Genomic DNA, 23,356 nt, shown 5'->3' with positions numbered 1-23,356 from the left:
AGGCCGGACGGACGATCTGGGGACTTACGCGGAGCGTGATCCCGAATCGCTCACTCTACGCCCACAATCATATCGATCACTTCCGCTCAATTCGATCGATCGCCCCGACTTTCGGCACTCAGTTCCCCAGGAGAGCGCACTGAGTGCTGTCCATGCCGCTCCGGTGCTACGTTCCCGTCCATGAGCGAGAAGACGGAAGCGGCCCCCACCAAGCCGCCCATGCGGGACGCCCTGATCGCGGCCGCTTTCCAGCTGTTCACGGAACGGGGCTACGAGCAGACCACGGTCGACGACATCGTGACGCTCGCCGGGGTGGGGCGACGGTCGTTCTTCCGCTACTTCCCCTCCAAGGAGGACGTGGTCTTCCCCGACCACGAGGGCTGCCTGGCCGACGTGACGGCCTTCCTCGCCGCCGGCGACGACGCGGACGAGCCGGTGCAGCGGGTCTGCGACGCGGTCCGGCTGGTGCTGCGGATGTACACGGAGAACCCGGCCTTCTCGGTGCAGCGCTATCGGCTCACCAAGCAGGTCCCCGGGCTGCGCGCGTACGAGCTCTCCGTGGTGTGGCGGTACGAGCGTGCCTTCGCCGAGTACCTACGCGGGCGGCTCGCCGGGCGGCGCGACGGGGCCCTCCAGGCCGACGTGGCCGCGGCCGCCGTCGCCGCGGCGCACAACAACGCCCTGCGTTCCTGGCTGCGCTCGGACGGCGAGGGCGACGTGGGCACGGAGATGGACCACGCGCTCGGGTACGTCCGCTCCGCGTTCGGCGCGCCGCCCTCCGACGCCGAGCGCACCGAGGACGTCGTGGTCCTCGTCTCCCGGCGCGGGGCGCCCCTGTGGCGGGTCGTCCAGGAGATCGAGGCGACACTCGGCGAGGACTGATCGCGGGCCGATCCCTCGAGGGAACCTCCGAAAAATTCAGGGTACGCAGTACCTTTACGGGTGGCACTCAGTGCCATACATTGTGGGCGTGCACGGTGGCACAGCTAACCGGGCATGTGGGATTCCGCCCGAACGCAGGGAGTTGACCAGCGTGTACCACCACTCAGCCAGCGTTGTCCGTCAGGGATCCGGCTCCGCAGCGGGCCTGCTCGAACCCTTGGCCCCGGCATCCGACGCCATGCAGTTCCAGCGCTGCACCTGGTGCGGCACCGCGATGTACCACCGGCTGCTGTGTCCGGTCTGCCAGGGCAGCGACCTGCGCACGGAGCGCAGCGAGGGCGTCGGGATCGTCCGTCACTCCTCGGTGGTGCACCGCAACACCCCCGCCGCGCGCAATGTGTCGATGATCGAGATGGCGGAGGGTTTCGTCGTGCGGGGCCGGGTCATGGGCCCGCTCATCGGCATCCACAGCGGGGACCGGGTGCGGCTGTCCGCGGCCAAGGACCCGGTGCGCGGCGAGCCCGTCTTCCAGCTGATCGACGAGCCCTACCGCGCCTGGAGCTGACGGGCCGAGCCGCTCCGCCGTTCCCGGTCGGATCTCCTGGTCAACCGACCCACCCGGCCCACCGGACCACCCCGCGCCGGCTCAGTCGTCCCACACCCCACGGATCAGCGCCCGCACGGCCACGGGCCGCCCCGTCTCGAAGCACCGGTTGGCGGCGAGCCCGACGGTAAGTGCGAGGGCCCCGTCGCGCTCCGTGGCCGTCGGATGCGCCCCCTGCCCCGTCACCGTGCGCGCGTCCACGGGACCGAAGATCGCGTCCAGCATCCGCGGGTCTCCCCCACCGTGCGCCTCGTGCGCGGTGACCAGCGGTACCTCGACCGGCGGTTCCCACAGCGGCCGCAGGACGAGCCGCGCACCCCCGGCGTGCTCCGCGGCCGTGTCCCCGTGCACCGCTCCGGTACCGGAGGTGATCCGCGTCGACGGCCGCTGCCAGCGGCTCTCCTCGACCTCGAGTTCCAGCCGCCCGGCGCTGCCGTTGAACATGACGCGGTAGCCCTCCCACGGGGAGTAGGCGGTGAGGTGGTACGTCATCGTCGCGCCCCGCGTGTAGCGGACCAGGAGCGCCATGTCGTCCTCGATGGTGACGGGCTCGCCGAAGACGTTGCGGTCCCGGACGTAGCCGTCGTCCTGCTCGGCGTCCAGGTAGAGGGCGCGCAGGGTGTCGTCGGCCGCGAGGTCCAGGGCGAAGGGGTCGTCGGCGGCCGGGGCGGCGCCGTGGGCCCGCTCGTAGTCGCGGCGCAGCCCGTGGCGCTCGCCCGCCGCACTGCCGTAGAAGGCGAGTCGTCCGTAGCCGAAGACCTCGTGCGGCACGTCGGCGAGCCACCAGTTGACCAGGTCGAAGTGGTGGCTCGACTTGTGCACCATCAGCCCGCCGCTGCTGTGCTTGTCCCGGTGCCAGCGGCGGAAGTAGTCGGCGCCGTGGCGGGTGTCGAGGAGCCACTCGAAATGGACGGAGACGACCTCGCCGATCGCGCCCCCGGCGAGCAGGGCGCGCACCTTCTCGTGCCCTCCTCCTACTGGGCGCGCGAGGTACGCGTGCCGCTCACCGCCGCCATCCGCGCGGGGCTCGACCTCAAACACGTCAAGTCCCTTAAGCTCAACCCGCGTTCGGGCTCCGGACAGGCCTGGCTGATGGACGCCTGAGGCTGGGCCCCCGGTACCCCGGCGGTCAAGGCGGCGGCACTGCCGCGCGTCGACGTCGGCCGCACGGTCGTCAAGGAGGGCGACTCGGGCACGGTCACCTACCGGATCCCGGTGCGGGTCTCCGGGCACGGCAGCGGCCAGGTCCGGGTGTACGTCCTCGACCCGGACACCGGTGCCGCCACGGAGAAGCTGGTCACGGTGAAGCCGGGCAGCGATCCCGTCGACGTGCCGGTCGAGGTCAAGGGCGACACCGCCTTCGCCTACGACGTGCAGCACGACATCGCGGTGAAGGCGGTGCGGGGCGCCGTCGTGGGAGCCCACCGCGGCGGGATCACCGTCGAGAACGACGACCCCGAGCCGGTGATCACCCTGACGCCGGTCGCCGACCGGGTGAGCGAGGGCGAGACGCTCAAGTGGCGGTTGTCGCTGGCCGAGCCCGCGGCCGTGGACATCTGGCAGCCGGTGCGGGTGCTGCCGGTCACGGACGGGGCCGAGCTGTCCACCAAGGACGTGGACCCGCAGTGGCTGATGGACTACGCCGGTGACGTGCCGGACCCGGAGCGGCCGCTGTCCCGGGCGAACCTGTGGGTGTGGACCAGCATCCCGGCCGGGAGCACGAGCGCCGACTTCGATGTCGTGACGATCCAGGACCAGCTGGCCGAGCCGACCGAGTCGCTGCGCCTCGCGCTCACCGACGACGAGGCCGAGCCGCTGCCGGACCGTCCGGTGCTGACAGGCACGGTGCTGGACGCCTCGTAGCCGACCCGCGTACAACGCCAGGGGGCACGGACCGGCCGGTCCGTGCCCCCTGGCCGTGTTCGGCGTCCGTCACAGCGTGACGCGGATCCCGACCGTCCCGTTCACGCCCCGGCGCAGCCGGCTGCCGAGGAGGCTGAGCCGGCCGGTGATGCCGTACTTGCGGGCGATGAGCCCGCGGTAGTGGGCAGTGGTCTCGGCGTCGCAGATCTCGGCGGTGGCCCGGACCGGGTCGCCGGTCGGATTGCCGCGCAGGTCGCAGGGGCCGACGAGGACGTCGGCGCGGGCCCGGATCCGCTTGACCTTCCAGGAGTCGGCGACCGTCCACACGCCGAGGGCGTCCCCGTCGCGCACCACCCATACCGGGGTGGGAACCGGGCTGCCGTTCTTGCGGTAGCTCGTGATCAGCAGGTACTTCCCGGCACCGAGCCGGTCCAGCGGCGTGTCGCTCATGGCGGGGAGTCTAGGCAGAGATCATCGGGCCGGTGCTTCCCGGGGCGCGAACAATTCGGTTCACCTCCGGTTTCGTCCGGGGGATGCTGGTGGTGACGCACCGGACAGGGGGCTTCTCAGTGACCTGGAAACCTGGGGACGGCGCACACGACACGCTGGAGGTCGTGTGCGACGAGTCGGGGTCGGACGGGGAGAACCTCACCGGCGGCAACACCGACGTGTTCGCGCACGGCAGTGTGTCCATGCCGACGGAGGTCGCCGCCGCGTACGTCCAGGAGGTCCGGGACCGGATCCGCTCGCCCGCCACCGAGTACAAGGCCAACCATCTGCTGCGGGAGAAGCACCGGGACGTCCTGGAGTGGCTGCTCTCGCCCTCGGGCCCGCTCGACGGGCACGCCCATGTCCACCTCACCGAGAAGGCGTACTTCGTCGTGGACCGGACCGTCGACCTGCTGCTCGGCGACGCGGCGGAGGCGCTCGCCCTGTACCGGCTGGGGCGGCGGGAGTTCGGCGAGGAGCGGTGGCGGGACTTCCTCGACGCGGCCAACCGGCTGCTCCGGGTACGGGTCAACGGGGAGGCGGAGGGTCCCGTCGACGGGTTCTTCCGCACGGTGAACGACCTGCGGCGCGCGCATCCCGGCAGGGAGATCCTGGAGCGGCTCGCGTCGGCCCGGCCCCGCGCCGACGCCTACCGGGCGCGCCTGCTCGAAGGGCCGCCCGTGATCCCCGTACTCAACCCGCTGCTGCCCGCCATCGTGCACACGGTCGCGCACTGGAGCACCGGCGGGCGGACCGTGCGGGTGGTGCACGACCGGCAGAACATGCTCACCGAGCAGCGCATCGCGTGGATCGCGGAGCAGGCGGCGCGGGCCGGGATCGGGTTCGCCGGTCTGGAGCTGGCGCAGGCGCGCTGGGACCCGCGGATCCTGCTGGCCGACTTCCTCGCCGGGATCGCCCGCAAGGTGGCGTCCGACGAACTGAACGGGCGCGCGGACCCGGCGCTCATCGCGTTGCTGCGCCCCTTCGTGGGTCCGACGTCGGTGTGGGGGGACGCGCGCAGCCGGGCCTCGCTCGCGGAAAACGCGGAAAGTGCCGCAGCCCTCTGACCAAACATCAACACTGCCGTCTAGATTGCCGGTTGACGTCGTAAGCCATGCACTCCACCAGGCATTCCAGGAGACCCGAGCCCTGTGACGGACGCCGAGGACCTCGCCGCGACCCTGCGCCGGCGGATCAACACGCTGCAGCCGCACACGGCGCGGATCTGGAACTACTGGCTGGGCGGCGGGGACTACTACGAGGTCGATCGCACGGCGGGTGACCGGATCCGTGAACTGCACCCGGGCATCGGCGAGTACGCGCGCGCCGACCGGCTGTTCCTGGGGCGCGCGGTGCGGCATCTCGTCGCGGAGGCCGGGATCCGCCAGTTCCTCGACATCGGCACCGGGCTCCCCACCGCGGACAACACGCACGAGGTGGCCCAGCGCCTCGCCCCGACGTCGCGGGTCGTCTACGTCGACAACGACCCGCTGGTCCTGGCGCACGCCCGTGCCCTGCTCACCAGCACGTCTCAGGGGGCGACCGACCATCTCGACGAGGACCTGCGCAATGTGGAGCAGATCCTCCAACGGGCCGCCGCCACCCTGGACTTCACGCGCCCGGTGGCCCTGCTGCTGCTCGGCGTGGTCATCTTCATCGACGACGAGGAGGACCCGTACGGCATCGTGCGCCGCCTCATGGACGCGTTGCCGTCCGGCAGCCATCTCGTGCTGTCGCACACCGTCGTCCACCCGTCGATGCCGGACGTCGACGAGGCCGTGCGGTTCTGGAACGCGCACGGCACGCCCCGGCTGACCCAGCGACCGCCCGAGGCGGTGGCCCGGTTCTTCGACGGACTGGACCTGCTGGAGCCGGGCGTGGTGTCGTGCTCGCGCTGGCGTCCAGAGCGCACGAGCGGCGCCGAGCCGCGGCAGGTGGCCCTGTACGGCGGAGTGGGCCGCAAGAGGTGAACGCGGGCGCCCCGGGCCGCGTATGACAGGGGGGTGCTCGACTACCGGAGCGCCACGCGGTGTTGATGCCGTGCTGTTCGGGGTTCGGGAGCCATGCATGAGGCACGCACGACGACGGATGGTCCGGCGAGTGACACGGCTGGCCGCCGTCGGCGGACTCCTTCTCGGCTCGGTCATGGTCACGCGCGCCATGGCGAGCGAGCCCTCGGACGCCCCCGCCCTGCCGCGTACGACCGCGCAGTCGGCCTCCGCCACCGGCTCCGACCTGGTGTCGCGGCTCGGCACGTCCCGTACGGCGGGCTCCTGGATCGACGCCGAGGGCCGGCCGGTCGTCGCCGTCACCGACAAGGACTCGGCCGCCCAGGTGCGCAAGGCGGGCGCCACCGCGAAGGTGGTGCGGCACAGCATGGACGACCTCAAGTCGGCGACGGGCACGCTGCGTTCGGCGCCCCGGGTGGCCGGGACGTCCTGGGCCGTGGACTACCGGACCAACGAGGTGGTGGTACGGGCCGACAGCACCGTCTCGGCCGCCGACTGGTCCCGGATGACCGAACTGGCCGAGAACATCGGCGGCTTCGTCCGTATGGAACGCACCGAGGGCACCTTCACGACCCGCGTCAACGGGGCGCAGCCGATCCTGTCGACCGGCGGGCGCTGCTCGGCGGGGTTCAACGTGACCAACGGGCAGAGCGACTTCATCCTCACCGCCGGGCACTGCGGGCCCACGGGCTCCGTCTGGTTCGCGGACAACCGGGGCCGGACGCAGATCGGCAAGACCATCGAGCAGAACTTCCCCGGCGCCGACTTCTCCCTCGTCCAGTACGACGGCGGACGGGCGGGGGACGGCGCCGACGTCGTGGCGATCGGCAACGGCAACGGTGTGCGGATCACGGGCGCCGCCGATCCGACGGTGGGGCAGCGGGTGTTCCGCAGCGGCAGTACGAGCGGACTGCGCGACGGTACGGTCACGGCGCTCAACGCGACGGTGAACTACCCCGAGGGCACGGTCACCGGGCTGATCGAGACGAACGTGTGCGCCGAACCCGGTGACAGCGGTGGGCCGATGTTCTCCGAGGGGATCGCGCTGGGTGTGACGTCCGGCGGCAGCGGTGACTGCACGACGGGCGGGACGACGTTCTTCCAGCCGGTGACGAAGGCGATGAGTGACCTCGGGGTCCAGATGATCGTGTCGCAGCAGCAGGCGGGGGCCGGACAGCAGGGTGCCTCTCCGGCGCCGTCCGCGGCGGCCACGCAGGGCGCGATCGCCCCCGGCGCGGCCTCGCCGGGCTCCTCGGCTCCCGCTTCGGGCGTCGGCACGACCACGCAGACGCTGCTGGCCCGGCTCACGGACACCCGGAACATCGGTCCGGGACTGCTGGTGATCGGGGGCAGCATGATCGCGCTGGTGGCGACGCGGTTCATCCGCGCCGAGCAGGACCGCAAGGCGTATCAGCGGTACTACTCGGCGACCTGGGGCTGAGACGACGTGAGGTGATGGCTGCCCCGGCGTCGCGCGCCGGGGCAGGGAAAGCGGGGCATGGAAAAGGCACCCGAGCGAGCGGGTGCCCTCGATGATCTGCCGAGTGGAGGCGTGAGACCTACTGCGGGGCCGCGGCGGCCCACTCCAGGACGAGCCGCCGGTACTCCTCGCGCTGCTCGCCGCTCAGTGTCCCGCCCGACCGGAGCCACAGGGCCCTGATCTCCTCGTTGACCTCGTCAGCCGTTCTATCGAAGGCGGATTCAACAGTGGTGGACATGATGTGAAGCATACGGCTCCGAAGGTGAAGGCCACGTGAGTAAGTACGAGTAATTCGGGCATTTCGGACCGTGTCGCTGATCACGTGCATCTGGCAGGCCAGGTGGGGCAGTTCGGACACCCCGACCGTGGCGGAACTCACGCTTCCGCCGTCCCCAGCACCAGTACCTGGATCGCCAGGACGGCCGCTCCGCGGGCCCAGTCGTGAAAGTCGGACACCTTGGTCTCCAGGTCGACGGGGGCGGCCAGCGGGTGCCGTCCGGCCCGGACGGCCTCGGCCACGGACTTCCCGGCGACATCCATCAGGCCGACACCTTCGCCGGCGAGCAGGATCTTCTGCGGCATCGCGAAGTTGGAGATCTGCGCGACCAGGGTGCCCAGAGCGCGCGCGGCCTCGTCGATGACCCGGGCGGGCATGGGCTCGCCCGCGGCGGCGAGGGCGAGGATCTCCTCGTAGCTGTGGTCGCGGCCGGTGGCGGCGTGCACCTGGTAGCGGATGTTGGGGATGGTCAGCAGGGAGACGGCACTGCCGCGTTCACCCTCGGGGGTGAGCGGGCCGTTGGGGTTGACGATCCAGTGTCGCCCGAAGCCGCGGTCCTCCTCGGCGTAGGGGACCCTGCGCCCGCCCAGCACCAGGCCGTAGCCGAGACCGGCGCCGATGGTGAGGACGACGAAGCGCTCGAGTCCGCGGCCGGCACCGAACCAGGTCTCGGCCTCGACCAGGGCGGCGACGTCGTTCTCCAGCACGACCGGCAGCCCCGTGCGCTCCTCGACCAGTTCGGCGAGCGGGACGTCCCGCCAGTGCAGGAACGGGGACTCGCCCACGACGGCACGTCGCCGGACCAGGCCGCCCACCCCGATGCCGATGCCGGCGAGACGTGAGCCGTGCGCGCGGGCGAGTTCGCCGGTCATCTCCGCGAGCAGGTCGGCGACTTCGGCCGGGTCATGGGTGACCAGAGGGCGGTCGTGACGGGCCACGATGTCGCTTCGAAGGGTGGTGACCACGCCGTAGACCATGTCGTCGGTGATCTTGAAGCCGATGAAGGAACGGGACTCGACGACCACGTCCAGTGGCTGCGAAGGGCGACCGGTGCGCACCTCGGCGGAAGCTCCCGCTTCGGGGACCTCGATCAGCAGGCCCGACTCGATGAGGGGTTTGGTGAGCCGGGTGAGGCTGCCCGCGGACAGGTCGAGGCGCCGGGCGAGCTCGGTGCGCGAGAGCGGCCCGTGGACGAGCACCTCGATCGCCACCGAGCGCTCACCCGGGCTCAGTGGATGCCAGCTGGCGGCTACTGCGGTCATGCAGGTCAGTCTCCCCCATCAGGTTTCTTTCGTTATGAAACCAATATGACTACTCTACGTCACTCAAGGTGGCCTGGAAAAGATGTTTGCACGCCCCTTGACGTCTGGATTCTTTCGCCACAAAAGTAAGTGGCCCGAGGATGAGCCGCCGCAGACGAGGGAGTCTCCCGATGACCATCGCCTCCAGCAGCCCCCCGTCGCGTCTGCCCCTGGGCAGCGCCGAGGAGGCCGCGACGAAACCGAGGACGCGCAAGGCGCGGGCCCGCGAGGGCGGGGGCGACGGACGGCTCGCCGCGGTGTTCATCGCACCGGCCCTGCTGGGCTTCCTGGTCTTCCTGCTCTGGCCGACGCTGCGGGGCATCTACCTGAGCTTCACCCGCTTCAACCTGCTGACCCCCGCGGAGTGGGTGGGCCTCGACAACTACACGCGGATGGTCCACGACCCCATCTTCTGGGACTCGTTGAAGGTGACCGTCGAGTACGTGTTCATCAACATCGGCATCCAGACGGTCTCGGCACTCGCGATAGCCGTCCTCCTGCAGCGGCTCACCCAGTCGGCGATGCTGCGCGGGATCGTCCTCACGCCCTATCTGATGTCCAACGTGGTCGCGGGCATCGTCTGGCTGTGGATCCTGGACACCCAGCTCGGCATCGGCAACGAGATCATCGCCGGGCTCGGTTTCGACCGCATCCCGTTCCTGGCCGACGAGACCTGGGCGATCCCGACGATCGCCCTGATCAACGTGTGGCGGCACGTCGGATACACCGCGCTGCTGCTGTTCGCGGGCCTCCAGGCCATCCCCAACGACATGTACGAGGCCGCCAAGGTGGACGGCGCGAGCGAGTGGCGGATGTTCTGGCGGATCACCATGCCGCTGCTGCGACCGGTCCTGGCGGTCGTGCTGATCATGACCGTGATCGGATCGTTCCAGGTCTTCGACACGGTCGCCGTGACGACCAACGGCGGTCCGGCCAACGCCACCAACGTGCTCCAGTTCTACATCTACGGCGCCGCGTTCGGCCGCTTCCAGTTCGGCTACGCCTCCGCGATGTCGGTGGCCCTGCTGGTCGTCCTCAGCGCGATCACCTTCCTGCAGTACCGGCTCACCCGGGCCGGCCAGACGGATCTCGGCTGAGAGAGGAGACACCGACATGGCTGCTGTGACCGCGCCGACCGCACCTGCGGCGCCCCGTACCCGTCCTGTCCGACGCCGCCCCTCCCCGGGGCGGGTCGTGGCCTGGGTGGCGATGGCCGCGATGATCCTCGTGACCCTGCTGCCGTTCTACTGGATCCTGCGCACCGCGCTGTCCTCGAACACGGCCCTCGCGGCCCACCCCGGCGACCCGCTGCCGGTGGACTTCACCACCGGCGGCTTCGAGCGGGCGCTGGGCCTGCAGTCCACCGAGGAGGCCATCGCCCAGGGCGGCTCCGGCGGCGGACTGAAGTTCTGGCGCTATCTGATCAACTCCGTCGTTGTCTCGACCCTGATCACCGTCTGCCAGATCTTCTTCTCCGCCATGGCCGCCTACGCCTTCGCCCGGCTGCGGTGGCGCGGACGGGACAAGGTGTTCGGCCTGTTCCTGGCCGGCCTGATGGTTCCGGCCATCTTCACCCTGCTGCCGAACTTCGTGCTCATCAAGCAACTCGGCCTGGTCGACAACCTGCTGGGCATCGCCCTGCCGACGATGTTCATGACGCCGTTCGCGGTGTTCTTCCTGCGCCAGTTCTTCATGAACGTGCCCCGGGAGGTCGAGGAGGCCGCCCTGCTCGACGGGGCGGGCAAGATCCGGATCTTCTTCCGGGTGATGCTGCCGATGGCGTCCACCCCGATCCTCACCCTCGGAGTGCTGACGTACATCACCTCCTGGAACGACTACTTCTGGCCGCTGATGGTGTCCTACAGCGACAGCTCGCGCGTGCTCACCGTGGCCCTCGCCATCTTCCGGGCGCAGACCCCGCAGACCGGCTACGACTGGTCCGGCCTGATGGCGGCCACGCTCATCGCGGCCCTCCCGATGCTGGTCCTCTTCGGTGCCTTCGCGCGCCGCATCGTCAGCACCATCAGCTTCACCGGCGTCAAGTAAGGGGACCGGAATGCGAATTCGTACCGTAGCGGCGGCGACCGGAGCCCTGGCCCTGACCCTGGTGTCCGGGTGCGCGCAGGGCGGCGCGGCCGGGTCGGGCGCCAACAGCGTGACGTACTGGCTGTGGGACGCCAACCAGCTGCCCGCCTACCAGGCCTGCGCGAAGGGCTTCGAGAAGGAGAACCCCGGCCTCGACGTCAAGATCACACAGATGGGCTGGGCCGACTACTGGACCAAGCTCACCGCGAGCTTCATCGCCGGCACGGAGCCGGACGTGTTCACCGACCACATCCAGAAGTTCGGCCAGTTCGCCGACCTCAAGGTGCTCGAACCGCTGGACGACCTCGGCATCGACGACTCCGCCTACCAGGCGGGCCTGGGCGCCAACTGGACGGGCCAGGACGGCCATCGCTACGGAGCGCCCAAGGACTGGGACACCGTCGCGCTCTTCTACAACCAGAAGATGGTCAAGGACGCCGGGCTGACGGCCGACGAGCTCAACACCCTCGCCTGGAACCCGCGGGACGGTGGCACCTTCGAGAAGACGATCGCCCACCTGACCGTCGACAAGAACGGCAAGCGCGGCGACGAACCCGGCTTCGACAAGAACCACGTCAAGGTGTACGGCCTCGCCACGGGCGGCGCGGGCGACGGCGACGGGCAGACCACCTGGAGCCCGTTCGTCGAATCGGCGGGCTGGCACTACACGGACAAAGCGCGCTGGGGCAGCAAGTACCAGTACGACAGCAAGACCTTCCAGTCGGTGATCGACTGGTACTTCGGCCTGGCGAAGAAGGGCTACCTCGCCCCCTTCACCGACTACACCGACGGCGCCAACCCGGCCAACGCCCAGGTCGCCTCGGGCCGGGCGGCGGCCTCCTTCGACGGCGCCTGGATGATCTCGACGTACTACGGCACCAAGGGCCTCAAGGTCGGCACCGCTCCCACGCCGACCGGCCCGAGCGGCAAGCGGGCCACGATGATGAACGGCCTCGCCGACTCGGTCACCAAGAACGCCCGTAACAAGGAGGGCGCGAAGAAGTGGGTGCGGTACCTGGCCTCCGACGCGTGCCAGAAGACCGTCGGCGGCTACGGCATCGTCTTCCCGGCCACCCCGTCGGGCACCGAGGCCGCCGTGGCCGCGTACAAGAAGAAGGGCATCGACGTGTCCGCCTTCACCGAACCGGTCACCGACAAGAAGGACTCCAGGACCTTCTCCTTCCCGATCACCGACTACGCGGCGGACGTCTACGCCCTGATGCGCCCGGCCATGCAGGACGTCTTCGCCAACGGGGCCCCCGTGAGCGGCCTGACCGAAACCAACGACCAGATCAACTTCATCCTCGGCCAGTGAAAGGCACTTCCATGACGTTCTCCCTCGGCATCGTCGGCGCCGGGCAGTTCTCGGGCCAGTTCGCGAAACTGTTCCTGGCCCATCCCGGCGTCAGCGACGTCTACGTCACCGATCTCCTGCCGGAAAGGGCCGAGCAACTCCGCGCCGCCGAAGGCCTGTCGGGCACCTTCCCCTCCTACGAGGCGATGCTGGAGTCGAAGGCGGTCGACGCGGTCGCGATCTTCACCCAGCGCTGGACCCACGGCCCGCTCGTGGTGCAGGGCCTCGAGGCCGGCAAGCACGTGTACTCCGCGGTGCCCATGGCCATCACCACGCAGGAGATCGCGGCGATCATCGACGCGGTCCGGGCGACCGGACTGACGTACATGATGGGCGAGACCAGCCAGTACAACCCGGCGACCGTGCACGCCCGCAACCAGATCGCGGAGGGTTCCTTCGGGCGCCTCTTCTACGCCGAGGGCGACTACGTCCACGACATGGACCTGGGGTTCTACGAGGCGTACCAGTACAGCGGCGGCGAGAACTGGAAGGCGACCGCCAGCTATCCCCCGCTGCTGTACCCGACGCACTCGGTGGGCGGTGTGCTCGGCGCCTGGCAGACGCACGCGGTGAGCGTGTCGGCGATCGGGGTGACCGACGACCGGGGCGACGGCGTCTTCGACAAGGAGGTCAGCCAGTTCGGCAACGACATCTCCAACGCCACCGCGCTGTTCGAGGTGGCGGGCGGCGGATCGTTCCGCACCAACGAGTTCCGGCGGGTGGGCTACCCCTCACACATCCGTGAGTCCCGTTTCCGCTTCTTCGGCACGGAGGGGAGCATGGAGCAGCTCGCCACCTTCGCGCTGTGGCAGGACAAGAACGGGGTGAAGGACATCAGCGAACTGCTGGAACCCAAGCCCACCCTGTCCCCTGACGACCCGTCACTCCAGCACATCGCACCGGACCTGCGGGCCGCCTTCACCTCCGGCTCGGCCCCCGTGCACGACCGGTCCCGGCTGCCCCGCGAGTTCGACAACCTCCACAACGGGCACGAGGGCAGCCACCACTTCCTCGTGGACGACTTCGTCACCGCGGTCAACACCCGCGCCCTGCCCTCGGTGAACGCGTGGGTGGCCGCCCGCTACACCCTGCCGGGCATCGTCGCGCACGACTCCGCGCGGCAGGGCGGGGCGCGGCTGGAGATCCCGGACTTCGGTGACGCGCCCCGGTGACGCGCTGACGGCGAGCCGGGCGCCTACTGTCAGGTGCCCGGCTTGCGCCCGTAGACGAAGACGTCGTCGCCCTTCTTCAGCAGCGACCAATACTTCTTGGCGGTCGTCTTGGTCATGTTGACGCAGCCGTGGGAGCCCGGCGGGTTCCACATGCTGAGGTTGACCGAGTGGAAGGCCTGGCCGCCGTCGAAGAACTGGCTGTAGGGCATGGGCACGTCGTAGATGTTCGAGACGTGGTCGATGTCGCGCCAGTAGATCTTCTTCAGACCGGTGCGGGTCTCGTAGCCGTTGCGGCCGGTGCGGACGGGCACCGGACCGTAGACGAGGTCGTCCCCGTCCTGGATCCAGCTCAGCTGGAGTGTCAGGTTGACGCAGGCGATACGGCCCTTGTTCACCGGGCACTTGCCGTCCTTGTTGGGCTTGTTCCCGACGGCCTTCTGCTTGTTCATCAGGTCCATCACGCCCCAGGTGACCTTGCCCGCGTAGCCGGCGTTCGGCGTGATGCCGTGCTTGGTCTGGAAGGCCTGGATGGCCTTGCAGTCGGCGGCGGACTGCTTGCCGTCGACGGGGCGGCCGAGGAACTTCTCGACCTGCTTCTGGTACGGCCCGGTCTGTGTGGTGCAGGCGGTGGCCGCCTGCGCGGGCGCGGTGCCCAGCGTGAGGGTGAGCGGTGCGATCAGTCCGGTGATTCCGAGGGCGATGGCCCCTCGTCTGCGTATGTCCCCCATGGCGGGCCCCTCCGTTGGGCTGTGATGTCCTGTGAGCTGTGATGTCCTGTGTTCTGCCTGCTAGACAGGTGCGCGGGGGCGTCGGTTGTACGCCGGGTCAGGCTGTGACGAAACGGTGAACTTCCGGTTCGGCACAGCGGCGCAGCAAGTGGACCGCACGGCCGAGGACGTCCGGCGTCGCCGTGAACGGCAGGCGCAGGTGGTGGGTGAGCGTGGTGCGGTCGGCGGCGAAGTGCGGGCCGGGTGTCACCGCGAGGCCCAGACGGGCGGCCCGGGCCGCGAGGTCCGTCGCGGACGTGGTCGGGCCGAGGTGCGGCCACAGCGACAGACCGCCCTGCGGGAGGGTGTACGTCCATCCCGTGCCGTCGAGGAGTGCGGCGAGGTGGTCGCGCTGGGCGCGCAGTCTGGCCCGGCGGTCGGCGAGCATCTCGTCCAGCCCGTCGCCGAGCAGTTCCGCGGCGATGAGCTGTTCCAGGGGTGGTGGCGACAGCTGTGCCTGGAGAGGGCTCCGGCGCAGCCGGCGTACGAGATCGGCGGTGGCGCGGATCCAGCCGACCCGCAGCCCGCTCCACACGGTCTTGCTCGCCGAGCCGATCTGGATCACCCGGGGTCCCGCCAGATGCCGTTCGGTGCCGGGCTCGGCCCTCAGGTCGAGGTCGCGCATGGTCTCGTCGGCGATGACCGTGAGCGGGAGGCCGGCGATCGCGGCGCGGGTCGCGGCGCCCATGTGGGCACCGGTGGGGTTCTGGAAGTCGGGGATCAGATAGGCGAGCCGGAGGTCGCGGGTGCGTACGGCGGTCGCGAGGTGGGCGGTGTCCCAGCCGGCGTCCGACGTGACGGGGACGGGGAGGAGTCGGGCTTTGCGGGCGCGCAGGACCGCCAGGGCGCCCGGGTAGGACGGGCTCTCCACCGCGACGGGGCGTCCGCGGTCGGTGTGGAGGTGGTCGAGGAGCAGGGTGAGGGCGGCCTGGGCGCCGGAGGTGACGAGGATCTGTTCGGGGCGGGTGGCGAGGCCCTCGCGGGTGTAGCGGTCGGCCAGGAGTTCCCGCAGGCGGGGCAGTCCGGCGGTGGCGATGCCGGAGTCGACGAGCAGGGCCGCGCTGCGCTCGGCGGCCCGCGCGAGGGCGGCGAGGTAGGCCTCGTGGGGTGCGGCGGTGACGGCGAGGGTGAGGTCGAGGTCCGCGTCGACCGCTCCGCCGCGGTCCAGAGACCAGGGCGTGGTGCGTTCGGTGAGGCGGACGAGGCTGCCGCTGCCGTGCCGGGTGTGCAGCCAGCCGTCGTCCCGCAGCAGGGCGAGGGCAGCGACGACCGTGCCGCGGCTGATGTCGAGGACGCGGGCGAGTTCCCGCTCGGAGGGCAGTCTGGTCCCGGCGGGCAGCCGGCCGTCGACGACCGCCTCGCGGACGGCCGCCGCCAGCGTCCGGGCCAGTGGGCCTCGCCGGTCGCGCCAGGTGCCGAGGGCGGCGGCGAATCCCGTGGTCATCGGTCCAGTTTGCCTCAAGTGGACCAGGCCACGGACGGCGGCTCCCTCCTACGCTGCCCCTCATGCACCCCACTCTCGCCGACGATCTCTCCCGGCTCCCCGAACTCCTCCAGTCCGCCCGCGACCTCGCCGCCCGTGAGCTGGCCGGTCTGTCCGAGCGGCCGGTCGTCCACCTCGGCACGGCGCCCGACCGCGCGGCCCTGCCGGCCGGGGGTGCCGGGGCCGAGGGCGCTCTCGCGCGGTTCGCCGAGCGGTGGGCGCCCGGCTTCTCGGGCTCGGCGGGGCCGCGCTACCTCGGCTTCGTCACGGGCGGCGCGACGCCCGCCTCCCTCGCCGGGGACTGGCTGACCGGCGTGTACGACCAGAACGGTTCGGGGTCTGCGGGGTCCTGGGCGACCGCCCTGGAACGCGAGACGGTGAGCTGGCTGCGCGAGCTGTTCGGGCTGGGCGAGGCACACAGCGGGGCGTTCGTCACGGGGGCCACCGCATCCAACACCGTCGGGCTCGCCATCGCCCGCGAGTGGCTGGGCGAGCGGCTCGGTGTGTCCGTGTCGCGCGACGGGGCGGCCGCCCTCGGCCCGGTCCATGTGCTGTCCGGCAGCCCGCACTCCAGCATCGGCAAGGCCCTGTCCGTGCTCGGCATCGGCCGCGACCGGCTGCGGTCCGTGCCGGTGCTGCCCGGCAACCGGGAGGCCGTCGACGTCGCCGCGCTGGACTCCGCGCTGTCCGCGCTGGACGGCCGCCCCTCGATCGTGGTGGCCAACGCCGGCACCGTGAACACCGTCGACTTCGACGATCTGCGGGCCGTCGCCGCGCTCCGGGAACGGCACGACTTCTGGCTGCACGTGGACGCCGCGTTCGGCGGCTTCGCCGCGCTCTCCCCGTCGTACGCCGGTCTCGTGGACGGTCTCGACGCCGCCGACTCGGTCTGTGTCGACCTGCACAAGTGGCTCAACGTGCCCTATGACGCGGCCGTCCAGTTCACCCGCCGCCGAGATCTTCAGGTGGCGGTCTTCCACAACGCCTCGCCCTACCTCGGACTCCCGGTCGGCGAGCCCGACTTCGTGCATCTCACGCCGGAGAACTCCCGGCGGCTGCGGGCCCTTCCGGCGTGGTTCTCGCTCATGGCGTACGGCCGTGACGGGCATCGCGAGATCGTCGAGCGGAACGTGGCACTGGCCCGGGAGCTCGGCGAGCGCGTCGCCGCGACGGACGGGCTGCGGCTGCTCGCCCCGGTCCGGCTGAACGTCGTCTGCTTCACCCTGGCCGACGATCCGACGCAGGAACGGGTCGACGCGCTGGCGCGGGCCGTGGCGGCCACCGGCGAGGCGTTCGTGACGCCGACCGTGTACGACGGGACTCCCGGGCTGCGGGCGGCGTTCAGCAACTGGCGTACGTCCGCTGCGGACGTGGACCGGATCAGCGGGGCTGTGGCACGGGCGCTGTGACCGGGGTGTGCCGCGGGAGTTCGCGCCGGGTGCGGACCGGGGAGAGGAAGACCGGCAGGAAGGCCGCCGTCATCAGCGCCCCGCCCACCCACAACGTGGCGCGCACGCCGACCAGTTCGCCGAGCACGCCCGCCACGGCGGCCCCGATCGCGAGCGCTCCGGTCAGGACGAAGCGGTAGGTGGCGTTCATACGGCCGAGGAGTTCGTCCGACGTCATCCGCTGGCGCAGGCTGACGCCGAGGACGTTGTCCGTGCCGGTCTTGAAGAGGACCAGGGTCCATCCCAGTCCGGCGATCCACAGCCACGGGCCGCGGTCGATGAGCGGCACGAGCAGGGCGGCGGGCGCCAGGATCGCGCCGACCACTCCGAGGGTACGGCCGTGGCCCAGGCGGGCGGCGAGCGGGCGGGCGCAGCGGGCGCCGAGCAGCAGGCCCAGTCCGCCCGCTGCCCAGAAGAGGCCCAACGCGCTGGCGGGGAGGCCGAGTTCGCGGACGAACAGGAGGGGGAGCAGCGTGTTGACGATCTGCATGCCCAGGTTGATGAGGGCGGCGGTGAGGGCGAGGGCGCGCAGTTCCGGGTTGCGGAAGACGTGCCGAAGGCCTTCGGCGATCTCCGCCGTCAGCGTGGTCTTCCGGTTCCGGCTTCGGGCCCTCTCCTCGCCCCGGATCATGGTGAGTTGGAGGGCGGAGGCCAGATAGGTGAGCGCGGCGCACACGACGGCCACCGGAGCGGTGAGGAACTGGACCAGGGCGCCGCCCGCGCCGCGGCCCGCGACATTGCCCACCGCCTGCAGGCCGACCAGGGCGGCGTTCGCGGGTACGAGGGCGTCGCGGCCGACCAGGCGGGGCAGGGTGCTCTGGGAGGCGACGTCGAAGAAGACGGTCGCGGCGCCGTTCAGCAGGACGACGGCGTACAGCTGGCCGAGGGTGAGGGTGTCCGTCCACCAGGCGAGCGGGACGGAGGCGTACAGGACCGCGCGGGCCAGGTCCGCCACGATCAGCACCCGGCGGTGCCGCATCCGGTCCACCCAGGCCCCGGCGGGCAGGCCGAGGAGCAGGAACGCCAGCGTGCTGAGGGTGGCCAGCGCACCGACCTGTCCGGGCCCGGCGTCCAGTGCGGTGACGGCGAGCAGCGGGACGGCGACGTAGCTGACGTTCGTTCCGAGTTGACTGAGGGTGCTCGCGGCGAAGAGGACGCGGAAGTCGGCGGTACGCCAAGGGGAGCGGGGCAGGGTGTCGGGCTGGGTGTCGGGCACACGAGAACGCTGCCCGACACCGTCCGGGAAGGACAAGTGAAAAGATCTACAGCAAATGTTAAGCGTTGCTGCGCAGTTGACGGAAGCCGGAGTCGACCGCGGTGATCCCGCCGTCGACGGGCAGGGTGACGCCGGTGATCCAGGACGCGTCGCGGGAGGCGAGGAAGAGGATCGCGGCGGCGATGTCCTCGGGTTCGCCGACGCGGCCCAGGGGATACAGCTCGCGCGCTCGTGCCAGGTCCTCCTCGCGGCCCTCCCAGGCGGTGGTGCGGACGGTGCCGGGGGCGACGAGGTTGACGCGGACGCCACGGGGGGCGGCATGTCCGGCGAGGGTGCGGGTCAGGGAGCCGAGGCCGGCTTTGGCGGCGCTGTAGGCGTGGTTGCCGAAGTCGGTCAGGCCGTTGACGGAGCCGACGTTGACGATCGCGCCGCGTCCCGAAGCGGCCAGGTGCGGGAGGGCGGCCCGGCAGCAGCGGTAGGCGCCGGTGAGGGTGATGTCGAGGTCGCGCGTCCACTCGTCGTCCGGTTCGTCCTCGAAGAGGGGGGCGTCCGGGGTGCAGTGACAGGCGTTGTTGACCAGGACGTCCAGCGAACCGAAGACGCCGACGGCATGCTCGACGGCCGCCTCCACGTCGGCCCGCTCCCCCACGTCGCATCCGAACGCCCTGGCCACCAGGCCCTGTTCGCGCAGGATCGCCGCCGTCTGCTCGGCCGCGGGCACGTCGATGTCGGTCACCAGCACCCGCGCCCCCTCCTGCGCGAACCGCCGCGCGGTCGCTGCGCCGATGCCGCGCGCCGCGCCGGTGATGAGAACCCCGTACCCCTCGAAGCGTGTTGTGTCCGTCATGGGTCCGCACCGTAGCGCCCTGTCGATCAACCGGGCAGATACCGTGCGCCCATGTCCGCGTTCATACAGCAACTGCCCGCGCTCATCGGTGTCGTGATCGGGGCGCTCGGTTCGTATCTGGCGGTCGTCCGCAGCGACGGCGCCCGTTTCCGCCGTGAGCAGACGGCCCGTTGGGAGGAGCGTCGGCTCGCGGTGTACGCCGACTACGCGAGCACGCTCAAGAAGACCGTCACGCTGGCCTGCCGGGCGGCGTCCCACCTGGGCAACGACCCTCATCCGCATCCCCTCTCCCCCGAGGAGGCCGCGCCCCTGCTGGCCGAGGCCACCCTCGCCCGGGACCCGGCCGGGGAAGCGCTGGTTCTGCTGGGGAGCCCGAACGTGGTGGAGAAGGCACGGGCCTGGGTCACCGTGGTGCTGGAGATGGAACAGTTCCAGCGCGGCAGGACACGCGATCCGGCGGCCTGGCAGGCGCTGGTGGAGCGGCACCGCGTCGGACGTGACGGCTACTACGCCGCCGTACGCGACGACTTGGAACTGCCACCGGGCCTGTCGGTGCGGTGGCAGTTCCCGACGGTGGATCAGCCCTGACCTCAGCGGTAGCCGGTGGTGTCCGCCGGCTTGCCCGCGTCCTGGACCTCGACGAGGTAGCGCCAGGCGTCCGGGCGGCTGCCGTCGAGGTCGGTGAAGCCGTAGGTCCGGGCCAGGCCGCCGCTGGAGAGGGACTGGCCGTTGAAGCGGGCCACGTCGGGGTCGGCGGCGAGGGCGGCGACGGCGCGGCCCACGTAGCGCGGGGTCTCCGAGATGGCGAAGTGGGGGACGCGGTCGAGGGCGTCGCGCCAGTTGTCCTCGCCCACCCCGAAGTGCTCCAGCATCATCTCCGACCGGAGCCAGCCCGGCGTCAGCGCGACGGCGGTGGCTCCGCGCGGGCCGAGTTCATGGCCGAGGGCGAAGCCCATCCGCAGGACGGACGTCTTGGCGAGGTCGTAGAAGAAGGTGTTGCGGTAGGTCGCGCCGTTGTACTCGGCGGTGCCGTCCGTCATCTCGACGACCAGTCCCCCGGGGTTGCGCAGCAGCAGCGGCAGGGCGTGGTGGCTGGTGATCGCGTGGGTCTCGACCGCGAGGCGCAGCAGCCTGAGCCCGTTGTCGAGGTCGTGCTCCCAGACGGGGCTCTCCCACTCGAAGAGCTTCTCGCCTCCCCAGATGTCGTTGACGAGCACGTCGAGACGGCCCTCGGCGTCCGCGATCCGGTCGACCAGGGTGCGCACCTGCGCCGGGTCGAGATGGTCGACGGATACGGCGATGCCCGTGCCGCCCGCCTCGTTCACCAGGTCGGCGGTGTCCTCGATGGTCTCGGGGCGGTCGTACTCCGAGCGCCGGTCCCGCGTGCTGCGCCCCGTCACATAGACCGTGGCGCCGGCCGCCCCGAGCTCCACGGCGATCCCTCGCCCGGCTCCTCGGGTCGCACCGGCGACCAGTGCGACCTTGCCCTTCAGCGGCTGTGACATGTCCGGCCTCCCGTGTTGTCGTGGTCGATCCCACGGTGCCGGGTAAGCCGGACATCTTCTGTCACCTTTTTCGCCGGGTCACCCGGATCCTCTCAGGCGTCACCCGGCCGCGCGGCTTCACGGCGACGTGCGGCGCCGCGACCTCGTCAGTGGCCGCGCGCGATCCACTCCTCCAGGTGCGGGGCCTCCGCGCCGATGGTCGTGGGGTCACCGTGGCCGGTGAGGACCTTCGTCTCCGGCGGCAGGGTGAGCAGCCGGTCGCGGATCGAGTCGACGATCGTGGGGAAGTGCGAGAAGGAGCGGCCGGTGGCGCCGGGACCGCCCTGGAAGAGGGTGTCGCCGGTGAAGACCGTCGCCAGTCCGGGGTCGTGGAGGCAGACCGCGCCGGGGGCGTGGCCCGGGGTGTGCAGCACCCGCAGGTCGGCTCCGGCCGCCTCGATCACCTGGCCGTCCTGGAGGTGGGCGTCGGGCTCGCGGTCGGGGTGGGTCTGCTTCCACAGCGGCAGATCGTCGGGGTGCAGCCAGATGGTGGCACCGGTGAGGTCGGCCAGGGCGGGCGCGGCGTCGATGTGGTCGTTGTGCGCGTGGGTGCACACGATGGCGGTCACCCGGCGCTCCCCCACGGCGGCGGCGATCGCCTCGGCGTCGTGCGCGGCGTCGATGACGATCACCTCGTGGTCGTCGCCGACGATCCACACGTTGTTGTCGACGTCCCAGGTACCGCCGTCGAGGCTGAACTGTCCTGACGTCACGAGGCGTTCGATGCGGGCGGTCATCAGAACACCACCACCGAACGCAGGACGTCGCCGCCGTGCATCCGCTCGAAGGCCTTCTCGACCTCGTCGAGCCGAATCGTCTCGGTCACGAACGCCCCGAGGTCCAGGCGGCCTTGCAGGTGGAGGTCGATCAGCATCGGGAAGTCGCGGGAGGGCAGGCAGTCGCCGTACCAGGAGGACTTCAGTGAACCGCCGCGGCCGAAGAGGTCCAGCAGCGGCAGCTCCAGCTTCATCTCCGGGGTGGGCACACCCACCAGGACGACGGTGCCGGCGAGGTCGCGGGCGTAGAAGGCCTGCTGGTAGGTCTCGGGGCGGCCGACCGCCTCGATGACGACGTCGGCGCCGAAGCCGCCGGTCAGCTCGCGGATCGCCTCGACCGGGTCGGAGTTCTTGGAGTTCACGGTGTGGGTGGCACCCATCGAGCGTGCCGTGTCCAGCTTGCGGTCGTCGATGTCGACGGCGATGATCCGCGCCGCACCCGCCAGCCGGGAACCGGCGATCGCCGCGTCTCCCACGCCTCCGCAGCCGATCACCGCGACGGTGTCCCCCCGGCCCACATTGCCGGTGTTGATGGCGGCGCCGATCCCGGCCATCACCCCGCACCCCAGCAGTCCGGCCACCTGCGGCGCCACGCTCGGGTCCACCTTGGTGCACTGTCCGGCCGCGACCAGCGTCTTCTCCGCGAACGCCCCGATGCCCAGCGCGGGCGAGAGCTCCTGTCCGGTCGCGGCGAGCGTCATCTTCTGCGAGGCGTTGTGGGTGTTGAAGCAGTACCACGGGCGCCCCCGCAGACAGGCCCGGCAATTCCCGCACACGGCCCGCCAGTTGAGGATGACGAAGTCACCGGGGGCGACGTCGGTGACGCCCTCGCCGACCGCCTCCACCACACCCGCCGCCTCATGGCCGAGCAGGAACGGGAAGTCGTCCGAGATCCCGCCCTGTTTGTAGTGCAGGTCGGTATGACACACCCCGCAGGCCTGTACCTGGACGACCGCCTCCCCCGGGCCGGGGTCGGGCACCAGGATCGTCTCCACCCGGACCGGCTCGTCCTTGCCCGGTGCGATCACGCCGCGAACTTCCTGCGCCATGGTGGTGAACCTTTCCTTCCGCCGGTGTCCGTCGCCTCGACCCTACGTGCAACTGATCAGTAGCGGCACGGGAGCGGATCCGTCAGCGCAAGAAGCCCCGGACGGCCCGGCCCAGTGCCTCCTCGTCCCGGGCGTCGGCGCCGCCCAGGGCCAGCAGCCGGTGCGGCACATGGACCAGGGTCCCGGCGACCTGCCGGGCCGAGGTCCCCGGAAGGCCGGGCTCGACCAGCACCAGGTCCGCCCGGTCGGCGGCGAGGGCGGCCGTGCGCAGGCCGATCTCGTCGAAGGGCCGCACGGTGGTCGCGTAGAGGACGGTCAGGTCGAGGCCCGCGGTGACGCGCAGCACCGGGTCGAGGGTGGAGCCGACCGCGAGGACCACACCGTCGAGGCCTTCCCGGACGAGTTCGAACCCTTCCGTCGCTCCGCGCGGCTCGGTGTTGGAGTCGGCACAGACATGGATGTACGCCCGTTCGCCGCCCGCCACCGCGGCCAGCACGGCCCGGCGCACCTCGGCGGGGTGGCCTGGGACGTGCACGGTCCACCCGGGGGTGGCGGCGAGTCTGGTCAGTTCCTCCACCGCTCCGTAGCCGACGAGGACGGTGCCGCTCGTCGGGGCGTCCGGAAGGGATTCGGCGGCGGCGATCAGCATGTCGGAGTGCACGGGACGACCTCCAGGTGAGTTCATTCTTTAGGCTCGTCAAGAATTCGTT

Annotated in this window: 22 protein-coding genes and 2 pseudogenes; 12 read left to right on the top strand and 12 right to left on the bottom strand. The window is 70.9% G+C overall.

From position 1 onward, the window contains the following. Positions 1 to 180 precede the first annotated feature (180 nt). The gene (locus OG381_RS42080; RefSeq protein WP_373463672.1) at positions 181 to 882 is read left to right on the top strand and encodes a TetR family transcriptional regulator; all 702 of its coding nucleotides are present in this window, start codon (positions 181 to 183) and stop codon (positions 880 to 882) included. A gap of 151 nt (positions 883 to 1,033) precedes the next feature. Further along, positions 1,034 to 1,447, top strand: coding sequence for a Zn-ribbon domain-containing OB-fold protein (locus OG381_RS42075; RefSeq protein ID WP_327721229.1), 414 nt, complete (start codon positions 1,034 to 1,036; stop codon positions 1,445 to 1,447). Positions 1,448 to 1,528: 81 nt separating this feature from the next. On the opposite strand, the pseudogene OG381_RS42070 reads toward OG381_RS42075, so the two are convergent. After that, positions 1,529 to 2,452: pseudogene (locus OG381_RS42070) on the bottom strand (Gfo/Idh/MocA family oxidoreductase); the annotation flags it as partial. 3 nt (positions 2,453 to 2,455) lie between these two features. Here OG381_RS42070 and OG381_RS42065 point away from each other — a divergent pair. Continuing rightward, a pseudogene (locus tag OG381_RS42065) lies at positions 2,456 to 3,349 on the top strand (hypothetical protein); the annotation flags it as partial. A 69-nt stretch (positions 3,350 to 3,418) separates the two neighbouring features. On the opposite strand, the gene OG381_RS42060 reads toward OG381_RS42065, so the two are convergent. Then, positions 3,419 to 3,799, bottom strand: coding sequence for a PPOX class F420-dependent oxidoreductase (locus OG381_RS42060; RefSeq protein WP_327721228.1), 381 nt, complete (start codon positions 3,797 to 3,799; stop codon positions 3,419 to 3,421). Between the two features lie 119 nt (positions 3,800 to 3,918). Here OG381_RS42060 and OG381_RS42055 point away from each other — a divergent pair, with 119 nt between their 5' ends. The 3 genes from OG381_RS42055 (at position 3,919) to OG381_RS42045 (ending at position 7,288) form a co-directional block, all read left to right on the top strand. Next, positions 3,919 to 4,905, top strand: coding sequence for a hypothetical protein (locus OG381_RS42055; RefSeq protein ID WP_327721227.1), 987 nt, complete (start codon positions 3,919 to 3,921; stop codon positions 4,903 to 4,905). A gap of 84 nt (positions 4,906 to 4,989) precedes the next feature. Continuing rightward, complete coding sequence (locus tag OG381_RS42050) at positions 4,990 to 5,808, top strand: SAM-dependent methyltransferase (protein ID WP_327721225.1); 819 nt, start codon at positions 4,990 to 4,992, stop codon at positions 5,806 to 5,808. A gap of 97 nt (positions 5,809 to 5,905) precedes the next feature. After that, on the top strand, positions 5,906 to 7,288 hold the full coding sequence (locus tag OG381_RS42045) for a S1 family peptidase (protein WP_327721224.1): 1,383 nt from the start codon (positions 5,906 to 5,908) through the stop codon (positions 7,286 to 7,288). A gap of 118 nt (positions 7,289 to 7,406) precedes the next feature. Here OG381_RS42045 and OG381_RS42040 read toward each other — a convergent pair whose 3' ends face one another. Both OG381_RS42040 and OG381_RS42035 read right to left on the bottom strand, forming a co-directional pair. Next, positions 7,407 to 7,565 (bottom strand): hypothetical protein, encoded by a 159-nt coding sequence (locus OG381_RS42040; protein WP_266899973.1) that lies wholly within the window; start codon positions 7,563 to 7,565, stop codon positions 7,407 to 7,409. Between the two features lie 137 nt (positions 7,566 to 7,702). Beyond that, on the bottom strand, positions 7,703 to 8,866 hold the full coding sequence (locus OG381_RS42035; protein WP_327721223.1) for an ROK family transcriptional regulator: 1,164 nt from the start codon (positions 8,864 to 8,866) through the stop codon (positions 7,703 to 7,705). A 170-nt stretch (positions 8,867 to 9,036) separates the two neighbouring features. On the opposite strand from OG381_RS42035, the gene OG381_RS42030 reads away from it, so the two are divergent. Genes OG381_RS42030 through OG381_RS42015 form a run of 4 tightly spaced genes read left to right on the top strand, consistent with a single transcriptional unit; the run spans position 9,037 to position 13,516 of the window. Further along, a complete protein-coding gene (locus tag OG381_RS42030) occupies positions 9,037 to 10,002 on the top strand; it encodes a carbohydrate ABC transporter permease (protein WP_307022660.1) in 966 nt (321 codons plus the stop codon). Positions 10,003 to 10,018: 16 nt separating this feature from the next. Then, on the top strand, positions 10,019 to 10,951 hold the full coding sequence (locus OG381_RS42025; RefSeq protein WP_327721222.1) for a carbohydrate ABC transporter permease: 933 nt from the start codon (positions 10,019 to 10,021) through the stop codon (positions 10,949 to 10,951). A 10-nt stretch (positions 10,952 to 10,961) separates the two neighbouring features. After that, entirely contained in the window at positions 10,962 to 12,305 is a 1,344-nt protein-coding gene (locus OG381_RS42020) for an ABC transporter substrate-binding protein (protein ID WP_327721221.1), read from the top strand. A gap of 11 nt (positions 12,306 to 12,316) precedes the next feature. After that, positions 12,317 to 13,516 (top strand): Gfo/Idh/MocA family protein, encoded by a 1,200-nt coding sequence (locus OG381_RS42015; protein WP_327722700.1) that lies wholly within the window; start codon positions 12,317 to 12,319, stop codon positions 13,514 to 13,516. Positions 13,517 to 13,545: 29 nt separating this feature from the next. On the opposite strand, the gene OG381_RS42010 is transcribed toward OG381_RS42015, so the two are convergent. Both OG381_RS42010 and yczR read right to left on the bottom strand, forming a co-directional pair. Next, positions 13,546 to 14,244, bottom strand: coding sequence for a L,D-transpeptidase family protein (locus tag OG381_RS42010; protein WP_327721220.1), 699 nt, complete (start codon positions 14,242 to 14,244; stop codon positions 13,546 to 13,548). 97 nt (positions 14,245 to 14,341) lie between these two features. Further along, positions 14,342 to 15,727, bottom strand: a complete 1,386-nt coding sequence (gene yczR, locus OG381_RS42005; RefSeq protein ID WP_327721219.1) for an aminotransferase-like domain-containing protein — start codon at positions 15,725 to 15,727, stop codon at positions 14,342 to 14,344. 62 nt (positions 15,728 to 15,789) lie between these two features. Here yczR and OG381_RS42000 point away from each other — a divergent pair, with 62 nt between their 5' ends. Then, positions 15,790 to 17,175: a pyridoxal phosphate-dependent decarboxylase family protein gene (locus OG381_RS42000; protein WP_327721218.1), complete on the top strand. Its 1,386-nt coding sequence runs from the start codon at positions 15,790 to 15,792 to the stop codon at positions 17,173 to 17,175. On the opposite strand, the gene OG381_RS41995 is transcribed toward OG381_RS42000, so the two are convergent. Next, the gene (locus OG381_RS41995; RefSeq protein ID WP_327721217.1) at positions 17,147 to 18,430 is read right to left on the bottom strand and encodes an MFS transporter; all 1,284 of its coding nucleotides are present in this window, start codon (positions 18,428 to 18,430) and stop codon (positions 17,147 to 17,149) included. The two genes, OG381_RS42000 and OG381_RS41995, sit on opposite strands and share 29 nt — an antisense overlap. A 58-nt stretch (positions 18,431 to 18,488) precedes the next feature. Beyond that, a complete protein-coding gene (locus OG381_RS41990) occupies positions 18,489 to 19,277 on the bottom strand; it encodes an SDR family NAD(P)-dependent oxidoreductase (RefSeq protein ID WP_327721216.1) in 789 nt (262 codons plus the stop codon). 51 nt (positions 19,278 to 19,328) lie between these two features. Between OG381_RS41990 and OG381_RS41985 the strand changes: the two genes are divergently transcribed. Continuing rightward, the gene (locus tag OG381_RS41985) at positions 19,329 to 19,865 is read left to right on the top strand and encodes a hypothetical protein (RefSeq protein ID WP_327721215.1); all 537 of its coding nucleotides are present in this window, start codon (positions 19,329 to 19,331) and stop codon (positions 19,863 to 19,865) included. A gap of 2 nt (positions 19,866 to 19,867) precedes the next feature. Here OG381_RS41985 and OG381_RS41980 read toward each other — a convergent pair whose 3' ends face one another. The 4 genes from OG381_RS41980 to OG381_RS41965 all read right to left on the bottom strand — a co-directional run bounded on the left by OG381_RS41980 (position 19,868) and on the right by OG381_RS41965 (position 23,307). Next, entirely contained in the window at positions 19,868 to 20,782 is a 915-nt protein-coding gene (locus tag OG381_RS41980; RefSeq protein ID WP_327721214.1) for an SDR family oxidoreductase, read from the bottom strand. Between the two features lie 146 nt (positions 20,783 to 20,928). Beyond that, complete coding sequence (locus OG381_RS41975; RefSeq protein WP_327721213.1) at positions 20,929 to 21,558, bottom strand: MBL fold metallo-hydrolase; 630 nt, start codon at positions 21,556 to 21,558, stop codon at positions 20,929 to 20,931. Next, entirely contained in the window at positions 21,558 to 22,646 is a 1,089-nt protein-coding gene (locus OG381_RS41970; protein WP_327721212.1) for an S-(hydroxymethyl)mycothiol dehydrogenase, read from the bottom strand. The genes OG381_RS41975 and OG381_RS41970 overlap by 1 nt, the downstream gene beginning before the upstream one ends. An 82-nt stretch (positions 22,647 to 22,728) precedes the next feature. After that, complete coding sequence (locus tag OG381_RS41965) at positions 22,729 to 23,307, bottom strand: transketolase (RefSeq protein WP_327721211.1); 579 nt, start codon at positions 23,305 to 23,307, stop codon at positions 22,729 to 22,731. Between the last annotated feature and the right edge of the window lie 49 nt (positions 23,308 to 23,356).

The organism is Streptomyces sp. NBC_00490, assembly GCF_036013645.1.
GTDB lineage: Bacteria > Actinomycetota > Actinomycetes > Streptomycetales > Streptomycetaceae > Streptomyces > Streptomyces canus_F.
Note: the sequence above shows the minus strand (reverse complement) of the source record. Positions and strands in the feature narration are given on the sequence as shown.